Source organism: Cohnella hongkongensis (assembly GCF_042654645.1).
In the GTDB taxonomy this organism is placed as follows: Bacteria; Bacillota; Bacilli; order Paenibacillales; family Paenibacillaceae; genus Cohnella; species Cohnella hongkongensis.
Genome location: NZ_JBHSEP010000006.1, coordinates 134,723 through 155,707, shown reverse-complemented (window position 1 = coordinate 155,707; position 20,985 = coordinate 134,723). Strand labels below are relative to the sequence as shown.

Annotated in this window: 16 protein-coding genes; 15 read left to right on the top strand and 1 reads right to left on the bottom strand. The window is 59.6% G+C overall.

Going from position 1 to position 20,985, the window contains the following annotated elements:
* The first annotated feature begins 279 nt into the window (after positions 1-279).
* From ACFO3S_RS10790 to ACFO3S_RS10770, 5 genes are all read left to right on the top strand, one after another.
* On the top strand, positions 280-1,662 hold the full coding sequence (locus ACFO3S_RS10790; RefSeq protein ID WP_378095261.1) for an ABC transporter substrate-binding protein: 1,383 nt from the start codon (positions 280-282) through the stop codon (positions 1,660-1,662).
* Positions 1,663-1,725: 63 nt separating this feature from the next.
* Positions 1,726-2,700, top strand: a complete 975-nt coding sequence (locus tag ACFO3S_RS10785) for a carbohydrate ABC transporter permease (protein ID WP_378095259.1) — start codon at positions 1,726-1,728, stop codon at positions 2,698-2,700.
* Positions 2,697-3,533 carry a carbohydrate ABC transporter permease gene (locus tag ACFO3S_RS10780; RefSeq protein ID WP_378095257.1) on the top strand — a complete coding sequence of 279 codons (837 nt, stop codon included), beginning with the start codon at positions 2,697-2,699 and terminating at the stop codon, positions 3,531-3,533. Before ACFO3S_RS10785 ends, ACFO3S_RS10780 begins: the two co-directional genes overlap by 4 nt.
* Before the next feature lie 34 nt (positions 3,534-3,567).
* A complete protein-coding gene (locus tag ACFO3S_RS10775) occupies positions 3,568-4,578 on the top strand; it encodes a Gfo/Idh/MocA family protein (protein WP_378095255.1) in 1,011 nt (336 codons plus the stop codon).
* Between the two features lie 4 nt (positions 4,579-4,582).
* Positions 4,583-5,599, top strand: a complete 1,017-nt coding sequence (locus tag ACFO3S_RS10770) for an aldose 1-epimerase (protein ID WP_378095253.1) — start codon at positions 4,583-4,585, stop codon at positions 5,597-5,599.
* Positions 5,600-5,740: 141 nt separating this feature from the next.
* On the opposite strand, the gene ACFO3S_RS10765 is transcribed toward ACFO3S_RS10770, so the two are convergent.
* On the bottom strand, positions 5,741-7,063 hold the full coding sequence (locus ACFO3S_RS10765) for an MATE family efflux transporter (RefSeq protein ID WP_378095251.1): 1,323 nt from the start codon (positions 7,061-7,063) through the stop codon (positions 5,741-5,743).
* Between the two features lie 459 nt (positions 7,064-7,522).
* Here ACFO3S_RS10765 and ACFO3S_RS10760 point away from each other — a divergent pair, with 459 nt between their 5' ends.
* The 10 genes from ACFO3S_RS10760 to ACFO3S_RS10715 all read left to right on the top strand — a co-directional run bounded on the left by ACFO3S_RS10760 (position 7,523) and on the right by ACFO3S_RS10715 (position 19,869).
* On the top strand, positions 7,523-9,271 hold the full coding sequence (locus ACFO3S_RS10760) for an ABC transporter ATP-binding protein (protein WP_378095249.1): 1,749 nt from the start codon (positions 7,523-7,525) through the stop codon (positions 9,269-9,271).
* The gene (locus ACFO3S_RS10755) at positions 9,261-11,033 is read left to right on the top strand and encodes an ABC transporter ATP-binding protein (RefSeq protein WP_378095247.1); all 1,773 of its coding nucleotides are present in this window, start codon (positions 9,261-9,263) and stop codon (positions 11,031-11,033) included. The genes ACFO3S_RS10760 and ACFO3S_RS10755 overlap by 11 nt, the downstream gene beginning before the upstream one ends.
* A 75-nt stretch (positions 11,034-11,108) precedes the next feature.
* The gene (locus ACFO3S_RS10750; RefSeq protein ID WP_378095245.1) at positions 11,109-12,086 is read left to right on the top strand and encodes a substrate-binding domain-containing protein; all 978 of its coding nucleotides are present in this window, start codon (positions 11,109-11,111) and stop codon (positions 12,084-12,086) included.
* Positions 12,083-13,552: a sensor histidine kinase gene (locus ACFO3S_RS10745; protein ID WP_378095243.1), complete on the top strand. Its 1,470-nt coding sequence runs from the start codon at positions 12,083-12,085 to the stop codon at positions 13,550-13,552. Before ACFO3S_RS10750 ends, ACFO3S_RS10745 begins: the two co-directional genes overlap by 4 nt.
* Positions 13,527-15,068, top strand: a complete 1,542-nt coding sequence (locus tag ACFO3S_RS10740; RefSeq protein WP_378095241.1) for a response regulator — start codon at positions 13,527-13,529, stop codon at positions 15,066-15,068. Before ACFO3S_RS10745 ends, ACFO3S_RS10740 begins: the two co-directional genes overlap by 26 nt.
* Positions 15,069-15,144: 76 nt before the next feature.
* Positions 15,145-16,251 carry a D-xylose ABC transporter substrate-binding protein gene (xylF, locus tag ACFO3S_RS10735; protein ID WP_378095427.1) on the top strand — a complete coding sequence of 369 codons (1,107 nt, stop codon included), beginning with the start codon at positions 15,145-15,147 and terminating at the stop codon, positions 16,249-16,251.
* A gap of 290 nt (positions 16,252-16,541) precedes the next feature.
* A complete protein-coding gene (locus ACFO3S_RS10730; RefSeq protein ID WP_378095425.1) occupies positions 16,542-16,616 on the top strand; it encodes a DUF3502 domain-containing protein in 75 nt (24 codons plus the stop codon).
* A 91-nt stretch (positions 16,617-16,707) separates the two neighbouring features.
* Complete coding sequence (locus ACFO3S_RS10725; protein WP_378095239.1) at positions 16,708-19,044, top strand: glycoside hydrolase family 3 N-terminal domain-containing protein; 2,337 nt, start codon at positions 16,708-16,710, stop codon at positions 19,042-19,044.
* Positions 19,045-19,425: 381 nt separating this feature from the next.
* Positions 19,426-19,605 carry a glycoside hydrolase family 125 protein gene (locus ACFO3S_RS10720; RefSeq protein ID WP_378095423.1) on the top strand — a complete coding sequence of 60 codons (180 nt, stop codon included), beginning with the start codon at positions 19,426-19,428 and terminating at the stop codon, positions 19,603-19,605.
* Between the two features lie 63 nt (positions 19,606-19,668).
* Complete coding sequence (locus ACFO3S_RS10715) at positions 19,669-19,869, top strand: glycoside hydrolase family 125 protein (protein ID WP_465251401.1); 201 nt, start codon at positions 19,669-19,671, stop codon at positions 19,867-19,869.
* Positions 19,870-20,985: the final 1,116 nt, after the last annotated feature.

Below are 20,985 nucleotides of genomic sequence, written 5' to 3'. Positions count from 1 at the left end.
GGAAAGGCGCATAGCGGCGGGCGATTCGGGCGGTAGAAAAAAGTTTGGGACGTAGAGAAAAGTTGGCTCAGGACCATCCGGCGAGTTTGGCTTATGTTAGTAATTCTGACGGTGAAAAAACGCTTACGGTGACATCGATTCTCCTTTCGGTTTGGGCGGTTGAAAAGTGTTTGTTGTCCCGCGGCGGGGGGCGACGGTTTAATTAAGAGCATGACTTGGCGGAGCTCCCGGTCAGCCTACAAATACCCATATGGACGATGAAAAAGGAGAGTCAGATCCATGGTAACCAAAAGTTGGAAACGCTCTATCGCACTGGTTGCGACCGGATTGCTCGGAGCATCGGCGCTCGCCGGATGCTCCGGCGGATCGAAGGAATCGAACGCAGGCGCGTCGGCCGGTTCTTCCGGAGCCGAGAAGGTGAAGCTGTCGTTCGAGACTTCCGTATATGCGGAAGCGCCTCATAAGAAAGTGATCGACGCTCTGATCCAGAAGTACAACGAGATGAATCCCAATGTCGAGATTACCGTTCACGGAACGGACTACGAGAACTTCTGGGACAAACTGACGACCGAGATTATCGCAGGGACGCAAGGGGACATCGTGCAGGTGTATCCGGAGAATATCGCGACCTACAATGCGCTGCAGGGCGGCTCGGCCTTCGTGAATCTGGATGAATATATCAAAGGAACGGAGCTGGAGACGGACTTGGTCGGCCAGGAGCTCAGCAAGGTGAACGGCTCCTATTATGCGGTGTCTAACTATGCCTGGGGGACGACGGGGATTTTCTATCGCAAATCGTTGTTCGAGAACGCGGGGATCGATCCGAATTCCATTAAGACGCTGGACGACTTCAAGGCGGCGGCGATTAAGCTGGGCGCCGACACCGACGGAGACGGCACCGTCGATCAATACGGATTCTCCAGCGTTGTCGGCTCCCATCCGTTCGTCGCCTCGGAATGGTACCGGCTGGTTGCCCGTCCGGTATCCGGAGGCGTCTTCTTCGGCGACGGAGAAGCCGGGCCGTATACGGCGGACCGGATTAACTTCAATTCTCCGGCCAACGTCTGGGCGGCCCAGTGGTGGCAGGATCTGATCGACAACCCGCAGGCGACGCCGCCCGGCACGCGAGACAAGAAAGTGAGCCGCGAGATGTTCTGGAACGGCCAAGCCGCTATGATTATGGACGGTCCCTGGTTTATCGGCATGACGCAGGAACGCGATCAGCAGCTGATGGACGATCTGGGCCTGATGGCTCAGCCGGATGTGGTGTACGAGGGACAGACCTACAAGCCTAACCCGCATAACTATCCGCTCGTTTCGATGATTTCTCAGGACAGCAAGCATAAGGAAGAGGCCTGGGAGTTCCTGAAGTGGATGGCGTCGCCGGAAGCGCAGGAGATCATCGCCGGCTCCGGCATGATTCCGAGCAGCAAATCTTATGCGGGAACGGAAGAATATGCGGCGGCTAACCCGCTGGCGGCTCAATTTTTCGAGATTCAGGACAAGCTGTACGCGCCTCCGGTGATGGATCCTCCGATTTCGGAGCTGGGCACGCTCAGCCAGGCTGTCGTCAATGCGGCCCAGGATATGTTTATCGCCAAGCAGGACGCGCAGACGATTTTGGACAAGGCGGCAGCCGAAATGAAGAATGCGATGAACTAAGACCGGTCCGGTCCGGCGGCCCTCGGAGCCGTCGGACCGATGGACGGAAGGAGGAGGAAGGGAATGAGCAACAACGAAGCGCAGCTGGAGCAACCTTCCTTGAAGCAAGCTTGGCCGGCCAGCCGCAGGAAGAGCTTCTGGCGCTCGGAATTCCACAGGCTGAAGCGGAACCGGGCGGCGTATCTATTTATCGCGCCCCTTGCGCTTGTCGTCGGCTTGATTTTGCTGTACCCCATTGTGAAAGCTGCGCTGATGAGCTTTCAATACTGGAAGGTAGCGAAGCCGATTGAGGAAGGTCACCCGTACATCGGCTTCGACAACTATGCCGCCGTATTTCAGTCGGGTTATTTTCTGCAGTCGCTCGGCATCACGTTCGTCTACATCCTTGTGACCGTTGTGCTGCGTTTTATTCTGGGAATCGGGACGGCTGTGCTGCTGAACACCCCGTTTAAGGGGAGAGGGCTGGTCAGGGCGCTCGTCATTATCCCGTGGGCCGTTCCCGAGGTCGTCACTTGTCTGGTATTTATTTTGATGTTCGACTACCAATACGGCGTCATCAACGATCTGCTGCTCCGCATGAGCATCTTGTCCAACCCGGTCGCCTTCCTGGGCGATCCGGACACGGCCTTGTGGGCTGCGATGTTCGTTAATGTGTGGAAAGGATTTCCGTTCGCGGCGATCATGCTGCTGGCCGGTTTGCAGAGCATTTCCAAGGATCTGTACGAGGCGGCCAGCATCGACGGCGCGTCTCCCTGGAGGCAGTTCCTCAGCGTGACGATGCCTCAGCTGAAGCCGGTGTCCGTCATCGTCTTTCTGCTGCTGGTCATCTGGACGATCAAGGATTTCGGAATCGTCTACGTGCTGACCGGAGGAGGACCGAGCCGCGTAACGGAAATTTTGACGATCTTCATCTACCGGGCCGGCTTCAAGTCATTTGATTTCGGGCTAGCTTCTGCGGCGGGGATGTTCCTGTTGATCCTGTCGGTGGCGTTCACCGTGCTCTATATGAAAGCGACGAAGGCGGGTGAATCGGTATGAAGAGGTGGAACCGCCTGCTTGTCTATGCCGCCGCCGTCCTGATCTCGCTGTTTGCCGTCTCGCCTTTTCTATGGATGATCTTGACCTCTTTGAAGCCGCAAGCGGAAATTTACAGCAAGCCGCTGGCCTATCTGCCAAATCAGATTCATCTGTCCGGTTACGAGAACATGCTGAATCCGAACGCGGATGCGAGCGCCAACTTTATCGTCTGGTTCAAGAATACGGCGATCGTCTCCGTTCTGACGACGCTGCTGTCACTCATCGTCTCGGCGCTCGGCGGCTATGCGATGTCGCGTTTCCGTTTCCGCGGGCGCATGTCGGTCGGCTATATGATTCTGCTGACTCAGATGCTTCCCGGGTCGCTGCTGATCATTCCGTTGTATCTGATTATGAAGGAGTATCAATTACTGAACTCCCACTTCGGACTGGTGATCGCTTACGCCACCGTCGCCGTTCCTTTCTGCACCTGGATGCTTAAAGGGTACTTCGACGGCATATCGACCGCGATCGACGAAGCGGCGAGCATAGACGGGGCCGGCCGCTGGACCACCTTCGTCCGCGTGATCCTGCCGCTGACGCTGCCCGGGCTGGTCGTGACCGCCGTCTTCTCGTTCCTGACCAGTTGGAACGAGTTCATGTTCGCGCAGACGTTCCTCAGCGACTACGGCAAGTGGACGCTCTCGGTCGGCATCGCCAGCTTCCAGGGCCAATATGTCGTCAATTGGGATTACCTGATGGCCGGTTCGGTCATGACAACGATTCCGATCGTGCTCGTCTTCTGGCTGCTGCAAAAGCATCTGGTGAACGGCATGACGGCCGGCGCTGTCAAATAGCTTCGGAATACACGATACGAGGTGCAAACATAAGATGAAATCGATTCAATTCGGAATTGTCGGAATGGGCATTCGCGGCAAGCTGTTCGCCGATACGCTGCTGCAGAATCCGTACGCGCAGCTGACGGCCGTCAGCGACGCTTTCCCTTCCACGCTAGCTCAGTGTGTAGAGAAATACGGCGTTCCAGGGTATGCCGACGTGAAGGAGATGCTGGACAAGGAGCAGCTGGATGCGCTGGTCATCGCGACGCCCGACTTCCTGCACCGGGAGCCGGTGCTGCTGGCCGCCGAACGCGGCCTGCACTTCATGGTGGAGAAGCCGTTCTCGACCCGGGTGGAAGAAGCGGAAGAAATGCATGAAGCGGTCGTCCGCTCCGGCGTCAAGTGCATGGTCGCCTTCGAGAACCGCTGGAATTCCCCGTTCGTCGCTGTGAAGGAAGCTGTCCGCAGCGGAGAGCTCGGCAGCCTTCTGACGATGAACGCCCGGCTGAACGACACGATTTACGTGCCGACCCAGATGCTGAAGTGGTCGAAGGGTTCGTCGCCCGGCTGGTTTCTGCTGCCGCATGCGGCCGATATTGCGCTGTGGCTGAAGCCCGAGGCCGCGCCTGTCAGCGTATATGCAGTCGGAACGAAGAAGAAGCTGGCGGGCATGGGCATCGATACGTACGACTCCATCCAGTCGGTCGTCAGCTTCGACGACGGCACGAACGCCGCCTTCACGACGAGCTGGGTGCTGCCGGAGTCGATGCCGCTCATTTACGATTTCAAATACGAGATTATCGGCGACCAGGGAGCGCTGTATGTCGATCTGGCCGATCAGATGGTGCGTCACGCCGGCGGAACCTATCGTCATGTGCACACCCTCGGAACGCCGATCAACGGGCAGTTCACGTCGGCTCCCAGCTATATGCTGAATGCCTTCGTCGATCACGTCCGCATGGATACGGCTCCGGAAGCGGGATCGGCGGTCGGCTTGTTGAATACTCGACTGATCGACGCCATTCATCGTTCGGCTGCAAGCGGACAGGTGGAGAGGATCTGATCTGATGCCCCCTGACAACGAGCATGAAGCACGGGAGACCGACTTCCTGGGTTTGCCGGCCGTACGATTGGAGAACGAACATTTGATTGCGGTCGTTGCGCCCGGCTGGGGAAGTCGGGTCGTCTCCTTGAGGAGCAGGGAGGCGGAAACGGAGCTTCTGCGTATTCCCGCCTCCCTGGACGAGTACGAGGAGGCGCCGATGCTGTTCGGCGTTCCCGTCCTCTTCCCGCCGAATCGGATCGAGGACGGGAAGTTCTCCTTCGGCGGGAGCGCGTACCGCTTCGATAGGAACGATGCCGCTACCGGCTGTCATGCCCACGGGCTCGTTCACGACAAACCGTGGGAGACGGTCTCGCTCCGACGAGACGAACGCGAAGCCGTACTGGTCACGGAGTTGGTTTCCTCCCGTTATCCCGAGGTGACGAGGCAGTTCCCGCCTCCGTTTCGCCTGACGATGACGCTGGCGCTGAAGGGCTCCGTATTGACGCAGACCGTGGAAATCCTCAACGAGAGCGGCATCGTGTTCCCGTGGGGACTGGGCTATCATACGACGTTCCGCTTTCCGTTCGGCGATCGGGCGGAAGCCGAGTCGTGCCTGTTCAGCGCAACGGTTGGCCGCCGCTGGCAGCTGAACGAGCGGCTGCTCCCGACGGGGCGGCTCGAGAACGATCCGCGATGCGGACCGCTGCGGGAGGGTATGCCGTTAAAGGGCGTCCTGCTGGACGATGTTTTCCAGGCCGCAGGCGAAGGGAGGAATGAAGCGGTGCTGACGGACCGGGAAGCCGGCCTCCGGGTCACGTACCGGACGGACGAGACTTTCCGGCACTGGGTGCTGCACAACGGTGACGGTCAGGGAGGTTATCTGTGTCCCGAGCCGTATACCTGCGTAACCAACGCGTTTAACCTCCCGCTCGGTCCGGACGTGACAGGGCTTCAGACGCTTCGCCCGGGAGAGCGCCGCACGGTCTCGTGCGAGATCGAAGTAGAGTGGGCACCCCGGGGGGAAGGGGCTTCCCGCTGACCCGTCGATGGACATGCGGTTCCGGATCAAGATCGGTAAGCGCCAGAAAGCCGCCGCACTCCGCTGCCACATTTGTATCGAAGACAGGAGCTTCGAGGCGGCCGATCCGCGGGGCGGCGCAGGAGCAAGGGGCGGGAACAGCTATACCAGCTTATGCCGATACCATTTGTCGCCCTTAAACCGCAAGCCGAAGATGACGCCGCGCACGCCCCATTCGGCGACCATCGCGACCCAGATGCCCATAATGCCCATGCCGAGAGGAATGCCCAGAATATAACCGAGAACGATCCGGAACAGCCACATCGTAAGAAGGGAGGCGACGGACGTGAAATTCGAATCTCCGGCGGCCCGCAGCGCCGCGGGCAGCACGAAGCTCAGCGCCCAGAGCAGCGGCTGCGAGATCGAGATCAGCAGCACCAGGGCAAAGATCGTAGGCACGATCTCGTCCGGAGAGGCGTACAGCCGCATCAGCATCGGGAACAAAGGGAGGATAACGCCGGCGAGCAGCACAAAAAGCAGGACGGAAAAGCCGAGGAAGGATTTGATGAACTTCCTCGCGTCCTGAATATTTTTGCTGCCGATGCATTGGCCGACGACCGTCACGATCGCCACGCTCAGCGTGGTGCCGCCGATCTGCAGCAGCATGGAGATCGAGCCGGCGATCGCGTTGGCGGTCATCGCCAGCGTGCCGAGCTGAACGATGAACGTTTGCGTCAGCAATTTGCCGCCGTTGAAGAACAGCTGCTCGGCGGCGAACGGGAGACCGACGAACATAATTTTTTTCAGAATGCCAACGTCCAGCTTGAACATCCGCTTCATCTTGAATTGCAGCGTATGGTTATATTTCAGCAAATAGACGAAGGAAGCGGCCGCGCCGATCGCCCGGGCTGCAATGAGGGAGACGGAGAGGCCGACGATGCCCATATCGAAGCCTTTGATCAGCACGAAATTCAAAAGAAAATAAGCGAGGTTCATGATCACCGAGAGGACCAGGCTCGCTTTCGTTTCTCCTACGCCTCTTAATACGCCGGCAACGGCCTGCTGCACGGCCAGAAAAGGAAACGAGATACAGCTTCCGATCAGGAAGATCGTCGCCTTGCCCATCACGTCTTCATCGGCGCTGCCGAACAACAGATTTAACGTCTGCGAATGAAACAGAGCGACCGCGACGCTGATCAACAGGGCGAAGGCGGTCACCGCCACGATCGCCTGCGCGGCGGCGCGGCATACCATGCTGTGATTCCCGCTGCCCTTGTATTGCGCGACGATGACCGTTCCTCCGGTCGCCACGGCGATAAATACGCTAATCATAAAAATGTTGAGCGTATCGACCGTGCTGACCGCGCTGATCGCGGCGACGCCGGAGGAGCTGATCATCGCCGTATTCAGGAGGCCCATCAGGACGATGAACGAAGTATCGACGAAGATCGGCAGGGTGATCCCGAAGATCTGCTTGTAATCCATCGAGCTCCCCGTAAAATACTTATTCAACCACAAGTCCGCTCGACTTCTAACCGCCGCGCTAGCTCGCTTCAATCTATCATCACTGCTTTTCTGGTTGTGACATGAAGGTAGGGATTAAACCTTAATAGTATTCTACTCCAACCCTAGGAATCTGTAAAAGCATCGGGCAGCAGACGGAAGGAGATTCGGACGACCGTGCCGACGCGCGGGACGCTTCGCACCGACAAGCCGCATCGCGGCCCGTAGTACAGCTTCAGCCGCTGATGGCTTTTTTATATCATTTAGGCGTCTTTCAGAAGAGTACGACGACGGGGATTCCGGTCGGGATTCGGGACAGGGCGGCACAGCCGGACGAGCAGGAGGGGGTGACGTTTGCGCCGAACATGTTATGATAGAAGTATATTGAGGGGAATCGCCCCGTTGTTCGGCAGCCGGTTCAGAAAAAGGAAGTGATGCCGATTGAGTTCGCAGCGCGTACTCGTCGATTACTTGAAAGGAAAGTGGCCTTATTACGTTCTGGCGATGCTGTGCATGGCCGCGGGCAACGTCGTGCAGTCGTTGTACCCGCGTTTGATTGGAAGCTTTACCGATCGGCTTCAGCAAAACCTGCTCACGTCCTCTCATATCGTCGAATACAGCCTTCTGCTGCTGGCGGTAGCTATAGCGTACGGAGCGCTTGCCGGGCTGGGCCAATATATCGTCATGCGGCTCGGGCGCTTGTTCGAGTTTTTTACGAGAGGGAGACTGTTCGATCACTTCATGACTTTGGGCGAGCATTTCTATGCGAAGAACGGCGTGGGCAAGCTGCTCAGCTACGTCATGAACGACGTGACCGCAGTCCGCGAAGCGATCGCCAGAGGAATCAACCAGTCGACGAACTCGGGCATTCTGATTCTGTCGGCGGTGGCGATGATGCTGCTCAGCGATATCCCGCTCTATTTGATCGCGGCCAGCGTTCTTCCGATGCTCGCGATCCCCTGGTTGGTGAGCGTGTTCGGGCCGGTCATCCGGACCCGGTCGCTGTCGGTGCAGGAGGCGCTCGGGAAAATGACGGAGTCGGCGGAGGAGCAGTTCGGGGGCATACGGGTGACGAAAAAGTTCGCCTCGGAGGAGATCATGGCCGAGCGCTTCGGAGCCGACGTCGACCGAATCCACTCGAAGCAGCTGAAGCTCGTGCGCGTCTCCTCGCTGTTTCAGGCGCTGATTCCGTTTCTGGGCACGCTGTCGCTCATCGTCGCGATCGTCTTCGGCGGCTATTTGACGATTCATCACCGGATTACGCTGGGCAATTTCGTCGCGCTTACTCTTTATATTCGAATGATGGTCAATCCTCTGCAGCAGATTGGCGGCGTTATTAACACGATGCAGCGGTCGCGCGCCTCTCTCGACAGAATCAACGAGCTGCTGGCCAAGGAGGGAGAGATCCGGGAGTCGGAGCAGGCACAGGCGCGCGATCTTCGGCAGGCCGGAATCCGGATCCGCCATTTGACGTTCTCCTATCCCGATTCCGATCTGGAGGCGCTGCACGATCTGAATCTGGATATCGAGCCGGGCACGACCGTCGGCATTCTCGGGAAGACGGGCAGCGGCAAGACGACGCTTATGAAGCTGCTGCTCCGGATGTACGACCCGCCGGAGGGCGCCATCCGCATCGGCGGCGTCGACATCCGGGAGCTGACGCTGGAGAGCCTGCGGGACCAGATCGCTTACGTTCCGCAGGAGGGCTTCCTGTTCAGCACGACGATTCGGGACAACATCGCGTTCTACCGGAGAGACTCCGCCATGAGCCGGGTCGAGGAGGCGGCCAGACAGGCGCAGATCTACAGCAATATCGTCGAGTTCCCCGAGCGGTTCGAGACGAAGCTGGGCGAGCGCGGCATTACGCTGTCCGGCGGCCAGCGCCAGCGAACGAGTCTCGCCCGCGGTCTGATCAAGAACGCCCCGATTCTTATTCTGGACGACAGCGTCAGCGCGGTCGATGCGGTGACGGAGCAGAAGATTATCGACACCATCTCCGCCGAACGCAGAGGCTCGACCACTCTGGTCATCGCCCATCGCATCAGCGCGCTTAAGCATGCCGACAAGATCGTCGTGCTGGACGAGGGAAGAATCGTGCAGCAGGGCACTCATGAGGAGCTGGCCAACGCACCGGGGCTGTACGCCGCCCTGCAAGCGATCCAGGAGGAGGGAAGCCGCGATGCCGAATAAGCCTGAGACCGGCAGGAAGACGGCCTTTCGTTCGTTGCTGTCATACGGCAGGCCGCACCGGAAGCAGTTCGTTCTCGTCTTCTTCCTCACGCTGCTCGCGGTTGCGGCCGATCTGCTCCAGCCTTATCTCGTGAAGGTGGCGATCGACGACAACATCATGGCCGGCAAGAACGATTTCCGGATGCTTCTGATCCTGTGCGGAATTTATCTTCTGCTGTCCGTGTCGAGCTTCTTTTTCAGCTATTTGATGAACAATATGCTGCAGTACGCTTCCCAGAGCATCATTGCCCGCATTCGCAAGGATTTGTTCCGGCACATCTCCCGGCTGTCGATGTCGTACTTCGACCGGACGCCGAGCGGAAGCCTGATCACCCACGTATCCAGCGATACCGAATCGCTGAACCAGTTTTTCTCGCAGGTGCTGCTGAGCCTCATGCGCGACGGGCTCACGCTGATCTTCATCGTCGCGTTCATGTTCCATCTCGATGTCGAGCTGACGATATACTGCCTCATTTTGATTCCGGTCATCTTCCTGATCGCCATCGGCTTTCGCCGCCATATGAGAAAGACGTACCAGAGAGCGAGGTCGGCGCTGTCCCGGTTAATTTCCTTCGCGGCCGAGAATCTGGCGGGGATGAGTCTCATTCAGGCGTTCCATCAGGAAAAGGAGCAGAAAAGCCGGTTTGCCGATCGCAATCGGGCGTATTTCGGCGCCAACCTTAGCGAAGTCGGCACGAGCGTCCTGTTTAACCGTTCCTTCGACATTCTCGGAGGGCTGGCGATCGCCTTTGTAATCTGGCTGGGCGGGAACGCGGTATTTCAAGGGAATGTCGAGTTCGGCGTCCTGTACGCGTTTATTACTTATATTCGCCTGTTTTTCCAGCCGATCAGCACGATCACTCAGCAGTGGAACACGCTGCAGTCGGCCACCGTCTCCGCGAACCGCATTTGGAGCGTATTTTCCCTGGAGCCCGAGGTGAAGGACGCCCCGGTTCCCGCAGTAGTAGATCCGAAGTCGGTGCGCGGGCGGATCGACTTTCACCGCGTTCATTTTTACTATGAGAAGGGGCAGCCGGTCATTCACGACCTGAGCCTCTCGATCAAGCCCGGCGAGATGATCGGCGTCGTAGGCGCGACCGGTGCCGGCAAAAGCACGCTGATCGGCTTGCTCTGCCGTTTCTACGACGTTCGCCAGGGCAGCGTCCGCATCGACGGTACGGATGTGCGGGATATCGCCCAGCAGCAATTGCACCGCCTGATCGGGCTCGTGCAGCAGGAGCCGTATTTATACTCGGGCAGCATTGTCGACAACGTGCGGATGTTCGACGAGTCGATCGCCAGAGAGGAGGTCGAGCGCGCTTGCCGGTTCGTCGGAGCGGACGAACTGATCGGTAAAATGCGGGACGGCTACGACACCCGCTTGTCGGAACGAGGGAGCGGTCTGTCCGCCGGGGAGCGGCAGCTCATCTCCTTCGCGCGAATTATCGTATTCCAGCCGAAAATTCTCATCCTGGACGAAGCGACCGCCAATCTCGATTCCTATACCGAGCAGCTCGTCCAGAACGCGCTTCGCGTCGTTTCAGAGCATCGCACGACGATCGTCATCGCCCATCGGCTGTCGACGATCGTTCATGCCGATCGCATCATCGTGATGCGCGGAGGGAAGATCGTCGAGGAGGGCGACCACGCGCAATTGCTCCAGCTTCACGGGTATTACGAAGAGCTCGTCCGGCATTCCCGGGGCAGGGCGGGGGTCGGATAAGGGGCGCCCGTACGCCAGCAGTCCATGAACGGCGGCAGACGGACGGATTCTATACAGGAAACGGAGAATGTCCACTTGCGTAAAACGGTTATGCTTGCGCTCGGTATCGTAGGCGTCGTTCTTTTCTATTTTACGTTCGTATCGGCGGAGAAGGCGTTCCGCTCCGATTGGCGGCTGCCGGGCATTTCGGAGGAGAAGCCGGCGCAGTACCGTCTCGTTCTGATTACCCGGGAGCTGGAAACTCCGTTCTGGGATCAGGTCGGAGCCGGAGCGCTGGAGGCTGCCGGGCAAGCCGGGGCCAGCATCGAGATCTGGGGGAGCTACGGCAAGAACCAGGAGGACTTTTTGAAGAAAATCGAGATCGCCATCGACTCCAAGGTGGACGGCATTCTCGTGCAGGGGCTCGATACGGAGGAGTTCAAGCAGCTGACGAAGGTCAAGGCCGCTTTCTACGGCATCCCGATCATAACCGTGGCGAACGACGTGCCGATGGCGGACAGTCTGAGACGGACTTACGTCGGCTCCAATCACGATCTGGCCGGCCGGTTGATCGCCCGGCAGCTGCTGTCCGACATGGGGACGGAAGGAACCGTCGTGCTGCTGGGCGACAGCCGCCGGGAGCACGATCAGCAGCAGAGGTTGAACGGCATCTACGACGTCCTGAAGCATTATCCGGGCATCCGGACGGAATACGCGGAGACGCCCGATGCGAGGGAGCGGATCATCGCGGCGACGCAGGATCTGATGAACCGGCTTCCGGACGTGCGGGCGTTCGTCGCCGTCCATGCGAATGCGGCGGAAGCGATGATCCAGGAGATCGGCCGGCGATCTCGCGTCGAGCCGTACCATATCTACACGTTCGACGACAGCCCGGATTCGCTGCTGCTGCTTAAGCAAGGCAAGCTCGACGGCATGTTCGAGCAATCCCCCGAGACGATGGGAAGGATCGGCGTGAATCTGATGATCGAATGGCTAAGCGGCCGGACGGTTCCCCTCAACACGGAAGGCTACTTCACCGACATTCGCTTGCTGAAGGCGGCCGACGCGCGATGAGCGGCATCCAGAAAAAAATATGGACGCTCGTCGCGATCGTTCTCTTCATTATGGCGGCCATCTGGATCGCCCTCACCTACTACAACCAGAAAACCCAAAACCAGTACAACGATATTCTGCAGCGGTATTTGCGCATGAACGAAGTGACGACCGCCAGCCAGCAGACGATTACCGCGCTCAACAACTATTTGCTCTCGCCGTCGCTGGCGAATCGGTCGCTTCTTGAGCAGAACAAGGAGAAGCTCCGCAAGGCGCGAATCGCTGTGATCGACTTGAAGAACGCGGACAATGCGTTCGCATTGACCAACTACATGAACCTGATCGACAGCTTCGTCGAGACGACGGACCGCTCGCTGATGTTCCAGTCGAAGAAGGAAACGGCAGACTCCGCCAATGCGTTCGCCGAAGCGACGCGCATCTCCAAGTACATCTCCGAGATGACGCTTACGCTGCTCGACATCGAGCTGAAAACCTACGACAGATTCTATCGCGGCATTATCGAACAGTCCTCGGAGCTGAAGAAGCTCGGCATCTGGCTGCTGCTGCTCATTACGTTTCTGCTCCTTCTGTTTACTTACGCTTTCTCTCTCAGCATTACGAGACCGGTGTCGAAGCTGACCCAGGCGGCCAAGGAGCTTTCCCGGGGCCGATTCGATCTGCGGATCGAAGTGGAATCGAATGACGAAATCTCCTTTCTCGCCAGAACGTTCGATCGAATGCGCATCAGCATCAACAACCTGATCTCGGAGATCCAGCAGAAAGCCCAGCTCGAGCGCGAGCTTCAGCAGAGCAAGCTGCTCCTCCAGGAGAGCCAGCTTCGCAGCTTGCAGAGTCAGATCAATCCGCATTTTCTGTTCAACACGCTGAACACGCTGTCCAAGAAAGCCTATCTGGAAGGCTCGCAGGAGACGAGCGATTTGCTGGCCGGCGTCGCGTCCTTGCTGCGCTACAATCTGAAGCGGCTGGATCGTTCCGTGACGCTCTACGATGAAGTCAGGGTGCTTCGCCAATATATTGAAATTCAGAAGGCCAGGTTTACCGAACGTCTGAAGTTTCATACGGACATCGACGAGACTTGCCTGCACGTCCAGCTTCCCGGTCTGACGCTGCAGCCGATTGTTGAGAACGCTGTCATCTATGCGGTCGAGCCGGAGGAGGAGGGCGGCTCGATCTGGTTTCGCGTTGTCGACGAACCGGAGCGGGTGGCGGTGGAGATCGAGGACGACGGTCCGGGCATGACCAGCCAGCGGATCGAGCAGATTCTGGAGGAGCGTTCCGTCGACCCGGAAGGCGGCCATACGACCGGAATCGGCTTCAGCAATGTCGTCCGGCGGCTCCGGCTGTTCTACGGTCGCGAGGACGTCATCGATATCGAGAGCGGGCCGGGACGCGGCACGAAAGTCGTACTTAGCATTCCGAAAGCAAGGGAGAGCGGAACGTATGATCAAGCTTCTGATCGTGGATGACGAGCAGATCGAGCGGGAGGGGCTGCGGGCCATTCTGGGGAGAAGCTATCCCGGCCTGGAGATCGCCGAAGCGAAGAACGGAAGACTGGCCCTGCGGATGGCCGAGGAGTGGCGGCCGGACGTCGTTCTGATGGATATCCGGATGCCGGGCATGAGCGGACTAGAGGCGGTCGAGCGGATTCAGGCGGTGCGTCCTGAAGTCAAATTCGTTATGGTGACGGCTTACGATACGTTCGAATACGCCCGCTCCGCGATCAAGCTGGGAGTCAAGGATTACTTGCTTAAGCCGAGCAAGGCGGCGGACATCGTCGAGACCGTCGGCAAAGTGTTGAAGGAGATCGAGGAGGAGCGTCAATCGCAGGAGGAGGAGCGGCTTCAGCGGGACGCCCTGCGCAGGACGATGCCGCTCGTCGAGACCGATGTCGTCACGCAGCTGCTGTTCGATCATGTGCATGACGTTCACCTGGACGAATTGATCGGCCTGCTCGGCTCGAGAACGACGAACGAGCGCTTCGCGATGATCGTCCTGCTGCCGCCCGGCTCGGAAAGCCGATATCCCGCGGTCAAAGAGAAGATCCGAAAGGCGGGCAGCGGCTGGGTAGGAGCGATGTACGGCAGACAGATCCCGATCGTCGCGTTCCGGGATCCGGGGCTGTCGTTCCGGTCCCAAGCGATCGCCTTGGCCAGGGAGCTGCTGTCCGCGGCGGGAGCGGAGTCCGGTGCGGGCTGGTTCGTCGGCATCGGCGGCGTCTGCGCGTCGCTCAGCCAGATCCGACAATCGTATCAGGAAGCGCTGATCGCTTCGGCGAATTCGTCGCTTCCGGTGAAATATCGCTTCTACGAGGACGTGCCCCTGCTCGGCGCCGTTCGGGACGGCTCCTATGCCAAGCAGCGGGAGAAGCGATTTTTCGAGCACATCCGCCTCGGTCAGTGGGAGCGGATCGAGGCGGACGTTCTGAACTTCGTTCGCAGCTGCGAGAACGAGGGAGCCGATCTGCTGCAGGCTCAGCAGCGCGTGCTGGAGCTGCTCTGGATCGTCTCGCGGGTTATGCTGGAGATGGGCGTCGAGACGGATACGCCGATCTATTCCTTCCAAGCTCAGGATTACCGGCAGCTTATCGCCGAAGCGGGGCTGCTGGTGGAGCGAATGCGCCAAGCCCACGAGGAGCGCCAAGCCGCGCTGGAGCCGGATACGGTACGGCTCATCGAGAGGTATATCGCCGAGCATTCGCACGAGGACATCACGCTGGAGGCCATCGGCAGGAGATTCGACCTTAGCCCGTACTCGATCAGCAAAATGTTCAAGGAACAGCTGGGCGTCAACTATATCGACTTTCTGACCGAATGCCGGATCGACAAGGCGAAGAGGCTGATGACGGATCCGGACAAGAGCCTGAAGGAGATTACGTTCGAAGTCGGCTACCATGATCCGAATTATTTCAGCAAGGTGTTCAGAAAAACGTGCGGCGTCACTCCGACCGAATACCGCAGGACGCTGCCGGTGAGGCGGGGATGAACGGGCGTCCCGAGGGAAGAGGACAGAGGCGCGCAGAGCGAAGACGGCCGGAAAAAAGGAGGAGATGTCCGTGAGGCTGTCGTACGGAACGTTTAAAACGATACAGGCATTGGTGCTGGCGTCGGTCTGCTGGCTTGCGGCTTGCGAAGGGACGGACAGCGGAGGCGCATCGCCGCCAGCCGCCGCATCCCCGTTCGCCGCGGACCCCGGCGGCGGTCTTGGGCCGGAGAGAACGGGAGAAGAACGCAAAATCAAAGTCGGCTTCTCCATGGATACGCTGCAGGAGGAACGATGGCTGAAGGATCGGGATTTGTTCAAGCGGGCAGTGGAGGCGCTGGGCGCGGAGGCGAGCGTGATGGCCGCCAACGGAGACGACGCGAAGCAGATCGAACAGGCCGAGACGCTGATCGGCCAGGGGGTCGACATTCTCGTCGTCGTTCCGCACGACGCGGAAGCGATGGCGGCTATCGTCAAGAAGGCCCATTCGTCGGGCATTCGGGTGCTGTCCTACGATCGTCTGATCAAGAACGCGGATATCGACCTGTACGTTTCCTTCGATAACGAGAAGGTCGGCGAGCTTCAGGCGGCCGCGATAACGAAGCTCGTTCCGAAGGGCAAATACGTATATATCGGAGGCGCGGATACGGACAACAACGCCCACCTGCTCAAGAAGGGCGTGTTTAACGTGCTGCAGCCTTTGATCAACCGCGGCGACATTACGGTCGTCTACGACCAGTGGACGAAGGACTGGCTGCCGGCCAACGCGCTGTCCAACATGAGAGACGCGCTGAGCGCCAACGGCAACCGGATAGACGCGGTGATCGCTGCCAACGACGCCACGGCGGGCAGCGTCATACAGGCGCTTGAGGAGCAGGGGCTGGCCGGCCGGATTCCGGTCGCCGGCCAGGACGCGGAGCTGGCCGGCGTGCAGCGGATCGTAGACGGCACGCAGACGATGACCGCATACAAGCCGATCCGGTCGCTCGCCGACAAGGCGGCAGAGCTGGCCGTCAGGCTGGCCCGGGGAGAGAACGTGGACGCGCCCCGGAAAATCAACAACGGCAAGATCGAAGTGCCGTCCGTGCTGCTTCCGCCGATCGCCGTCGACCGGTCCAACATCGACGAGACGATTGTCGCCGACGGCTTCCATTCCCGCGAAGACGTGTATCGGACAGGCGAATAGCCTGTCCGGAGCGGTCTTCTTCTTCACGGCCATAAGAAAAGCTTCGCCTCTCCTCAGTCGGGCATCGGCGGCGGCGATGCCTCTACCTCCATTGAACCGCCGCGTTACTCCTTCACCGAACCGATAAGGAGCCTCCTAACCGAGGATACGCTGAACAGCATCACGATCGGCTTTCATTTCGACCCGACGAACGTGGCGGCGGAATATGCCAACACGGTAGCCGAAATGAAGACCAGCGTCGCTTCGGCGTCGTCAGCTGCGAGCAGGCGTTCGACAAGGTGCTGGCCAACATGAAGGCCGCCGGGCTGGACAGGGTCGTCGCCGAATACGAGAAGCAGTTCAAGGAATGGCTGGCAAACCGATAATAAAGATAGCGCCGTCCGCCAGCAAGACCGGTCTCCAGAGGGGGGAGCGGCCTTGCTGGCTGAGGGAGCTCGAGCGAAAGGGGAGAGTAGGATGGAGCATTTGGATAGCGGGTTGTCTCCGGCGGGCAGGGCCTCGGCCCTGCTCGGGCTCATGAACGTCGACGAGAAGATCGGCCAACTGACTCAGCTGTTCGGCTGGAAAACGTACGAAAGAAATCCGGACGGAGGTCCGGTCAAGCTGACGGACGCATTCAAGGAAGAGGTTCGCAGCCGGGGCGTCGGCTCGCTGTACGGCACGCTGCGGGCGGACCCGTGGACGGGCGTCACGCTCCGCACCGGACTGTCGCCCCGCGAAGGGGCGGAGGCGGTCAACGTCATTCAAAGATTCGCCCTGGAGGCTTCCCGTCTGCGCATTCCGATTCTGTTCGGAGAGGAATGCTCTCACGGCCATATGGCGATCGGCGCGACGGTATTCCCGGTTCCTCTGTCGATGGGAAGCATGTGGAACGTCGAGCTGTACAAGCGGATCTGCCGGGCCGTGGCGCTGGAGACGCGCGTGCAGGGCGGAGCGGTCACCTATTCGCCGGTATTGGACGTCGTTCGGGATCCGAGATGGGGCAGAACGGAGGAATGCTACGGGGAAGATCCTTATCTTGCCGGCGAGATGGCCGCCGCGGCCGTAACTTCCATGCAAGGAGAGCGACTCGACGCACCCGACAGCCTCGGCGTCACGCTAAAGCATTTTGCGGCGTACGGAGCCTCCGAAGGCGGGCGCAACGGAGCGCCCGCTCGTATCGGGCCGCGCGAGCTGCACGAGATCGATCTTCCGCCTTTTCGCAAGGGCGTTCAGGCGGGAGCTTTGTCCATTATGCCGGCGTACAACGAGATCGACGGCGTTCCGTGCACGTCGAACCGTTATCTGCTGACCGACGTGCTGCGCGGGCAGTGGGGGTTCGACGGCTTCGTTATTACCGATTGCGGAGCCGTCGATATGCTGGCGAACGGGCACCAATCGGCCGAGGACGGAGCGGAGGCTTCGGCGCTTGCGCTGCGGGCCGGCGTCGACATGGAAATGTCGGGGAGCATGTTCGGCCGCCATCTGAAGAGCGCCTTGGAGAAAGGGCTCGTATCGTCCGACGAGCTGGACGAAGCCGTACTGCGGGTACTGACGGCCAAGTTCCGGCTTGGCCTGTTCGAGCGTCCCTACGCCGACCCGGACAGGAGCGCGGCGGTCATCGGCCGGGCGGAGCACCGGAGCCTGGCGCGGCAGGCCGCGGCGGAAGGAACGGTGCTGCTCAAGAACGAGGGGGCGACGCTGCCTCTGCGGGCGGATGCGATTCGCAAAATCGCCGTCGTCGGTCCGAATGCCGACCGGATGTACAACCAGCTGGGCGATTACACGTCCCCGCAAGCGAGAGAACGCGTCGCAACCGTATTGGACGGGATCGCCGGGAAGCTGAAGGGGACATCGGCGGAAGTGCTGTACGCGCCGGGCTGCAGCGTTCGCGGGCAGTCCAAGGAAGGCTTCAAGCGGGCGCGGTCGGCGGCCGAGGAAGCGGATCTGACCGTGCTCGTCCTCGGCGGCTCCAGCGCCAGGGATTTCGGGGAAGGCACCATTGATCTTCGGACCGGCGCTTCCGTCGTCAGCGACTCGGCCGAAAGCGACATGGATTGCGGCGAAGGGATCGACCGCGTGTCTCTCCGCCTGTCGGGCGTGCAGCTTGAGCTTGCCCAACATCTGAAGGAGGCGGGCAAGCCGCTCGTCGTCGTGTATATCAACGGCCGCCCGATCGTCGAGCCCTGGATCGACGAGCACGCCGACGCGATTCTCGAGGCGTGGTATCCCGGACAGGAAGGCGGCAACGGCATCGCCGATTTGCTGTTCGGAGACGCCAACCCGTCCGGGAAGCTGACGATTACGATTCCGCGCCACGAAGGTCAGCTGCCTTTGGCGTATTACGGGAAGCGGACCCGGGGCAAGCGATATCTGGAGTACGATCTGACGCCGCAATACCCGTTCGGACACGGGCTCAGCTACACCTCCTTCTCCTACGGCCCGATTCGGCTCGGCTCGGACCGTATCGCGGCGAACGAAACGACGAACGCGGCCGTGACCGTCGCGAATACCGGCAGTAGGGCCGGGGCCGAAGTCGTTCAGCTGTACGTGACCGACGTCGTTTCGACGTACACGCGGCCGGAACGGGAGCTGAAGGGCTTTTGCAAAGTTTATCTGGAGCCCGGGGAGTCCGTGGAAGTGGCGTTCCCGCTAGGCAAAGAAGCGCTGCAGCTCCTTCACCCGGACAAGGGAGGCGAGGTCGAGCCCGGCCTGTTCGTCGTCGGAATCGGCGGCAGCTCCGCCAGCCTCAATACGGCCGAGCTGCGGGTCGTTGCGTGCGAGGAATCGGCGCGTCGGAAAGGAAGACAATGAGCCTCCATGCACCAGAAGCATAAGCTGCCCTCCGTGAGCTGCCTTCCGAGGAGCTGCCTTCCGTGGAGCTGCCTCCGTGTAGCTGCCTCCAAGGTGAAAGTCGTTTTGGAGAAAGCGGAGAGCTGGCTGGAGGGCTGCCTGGTTTGCTCCGCCTGTTCCGCAATTGTTACCGAATACGCTGGAGACGACGACCAAGCAGTGCGAGGACGGAACGGCTTTCGTCGTTACGGGAGATAAATTCCGGCGATGCGGCTTCGGGATTCGGTCGAGCAGATGTTCCATTACATTCCGCAAGCGGCCGAAGGGAGGAGATTGCCCTATCGTTCTCTGACTCGTTCAGCGCCAGGCGGCGTGTGTGCTGCACGCTCTTAGGCCAACGCCATCAACGAAGAGCCGAACGGCTGCCACCGGGACGCGGCGGACGTCACGGACGTTCCCGTGCCGCCGCCGCAGGTACGGGAACGCAATTTCGAGCTAGATTCCCTTTGCTTCTTCGTCAGGCTCGTATATGCCTACTGGCGAAATGACGAAGGGACGAAGCGCCGTTCGATGACGAACTGACCGTTGCCCCGAATACGACTAGTTCTGCGCGTACGAGACGGACGGGCTGGGCCATTATCGCTGATGGACGATGCGGGCAAGCCAGGCTTGCTTTCCATCCCCTTATTGCGGATATGCCCCGGACGACGATCGATTTATCTCAATACGCGGGCGTTCGTTCTCAGCCGGAGCAACTCTCAGCCGGAGCAACCTTATTACTTTCCCCTTTTCTTCATCCCCTACGACTTCCGTTACCGGAATCGTCGACTGCGTCCGCAACGGTGAAACAAACGGCTCCGACTGCATTGCCCCGCCTGCCTACCGCTTGCTCCCCAATGTCGTCAGGTTATGCCAATGCCGTTGTCGTATGAGATCGATGGTATGCGATCGATAGTATGCGATCGGCGGCGCGCATCCTGCCTTCAATGTCTAACGGTTACAGTGGCGCTTAATCGATCGTTTTCTCGAAAAAGAAAAAGCTAACGGTTGCCACCGCGCTTATTTTGGGGTCATCGAGCGAAACGGCGCGTTTTCGGCTGAAATAGCCGCTGCTGCAACCGTTACAATCTCCGTACTGCGAAAACGGCACGATTAGCCGCGCTGGCAACCGTTACGTTAGCGGGTTGGCGCAAAGTTGGCGTGAGCTACCTTTGTTCGCTAATAGCGTCAGAACTCCGCCATTGTCGCATGCTAATCGAGGGCGCGCATCCTGCCTGCAACGTCTAACGGTTGCAGTGGCGCTTAATCGATCGTTTTCTCGAAAAAGAAAAAGCTAACGGTTGCCACCGCGCTTATTTTGGGGTTATCGAGCGAAACGGCGCGTTTCGGCTGAAATAGCCGCTGCTGCAACCGTTACAATCTCCGTACTGCGAAAACGGCACGATTAGCCGCGCTGGCAACCGTTACGTTAGCGGGGTGAAGCGCGTTGGCGCTAGTTGGGGCGTGCTGGAGTATTGGCGTAGGTTGGTGGGCTGTCGTGGATTGGCGGGCTAGCTTGAGTTGGCGGGGTGGAGCGCGTTGGCGCGAGTTGGAGTGTGCTGGAGTGTTGGCGTAGGTTGGTGGGCTGTCGTGGATTGGCGGGCTAGCTTGAGTTGGCGGGGTGGAGCGCGTTGGCGCGAGTTGGAGTGTGCTGAGGTGGGTCGGCGCAAGTTGGCGTGGGTAGGCGTGAATTGGCCTTTGTTCGCGATGACCGTCGGGACTCCTCGCGCATGAACATCTCCCGAAACTAGCAGGAATCGTCCCAGTTGAGAGATATTTTTAACGGAATCGCAAGTCGGGTTCTTTCCGTTGCTGCTCCTCCTTCGCATCAGTCGAAAATCAGCGCAACTGGAGTTGGATGAAGGCTGCTTTTGACCGTTTGCTTAACCTGACAGCAGTGCTGCCTCCCACAACCTTCCCCTC

Coding starts and splice junctions, on each gene's coding strand:
- ACFO3S_RS10745 (WP_378095243.1), top strand. CDS start 12,083: ATGAGCGGCATCCAGAAAAAAATATGGACGCTCGTCGCGATCGTTCTC.
- ACFO3S_RS10715 (WP_465251401.1), top strand. CDS start 19,669: ATGGACGATGCGGGCAAGCCAGGCTTGCTTTCCATCCCCTTATTGCGG.
- ACFO3S_RS10740 (WP_378095241.1), top strand. CDS start 13,527: ATGATCAAGCTTCTGATCGTGGATGACGAGCAGATCGAGCGGGAGGGG.
- ACFO3S_RS10775 (WP_378095255.1), top strand. CDS start 3,568: ATGAAATCGATTCAATTCGGAATTGTCGGAATGGGCATTCGCGGCAAG.
- ACFO3S_RS10755 (WP_378095247.1), top strand. CDS start 9,261: ATGCCGAATAAGCCTGAGACCGGCAGGAAGACGGCCTTTCGTTCGTTG.
- ACFO3S_RS10790 (WP_378095261.1), top strand. CDS start 280: ATGGTAACCAAAAGTTGGAAACGCTCTATCGCACTGGTTGCGACCGGA.
- ACFO3S_RS10785 (WP_378095259.1), top strand. CDS start 1,726: ATGAGCAACAACGAAGCGCAGCTGGAGCAACCTTCCTTGAAGCAAGCT.
- ACFO3S_RS10770 (WP_378095253.1), top strand. CDS start 4,583: ATGCCCCCTGACAACGAGCATGAAGCACGGGAGACCGACTTCCTGGGT.
- ACFO3S_RS10780 (WP_378095257.1), top strand. CDS start 2,697: ATGAAGAGGTGGAACCGCCTGCTTGTCTATGCCGCCGCCGTCCTGATC.
- ACFO3S_RS10765 (WP_378095251.1), bottom strand. CDS start 7,063: ATGGATTACAAGCAGATCTTCGGGATCACCCTGCCGATCTTCGTCGAT.
- ACFO3S_RS10725 (WP_378095239.1), top strand. CDS start 16,708: ATGGAGCATTTGGATAGCGGGTTGTCTCCGGCGGGCAGGGCCTCGGCC.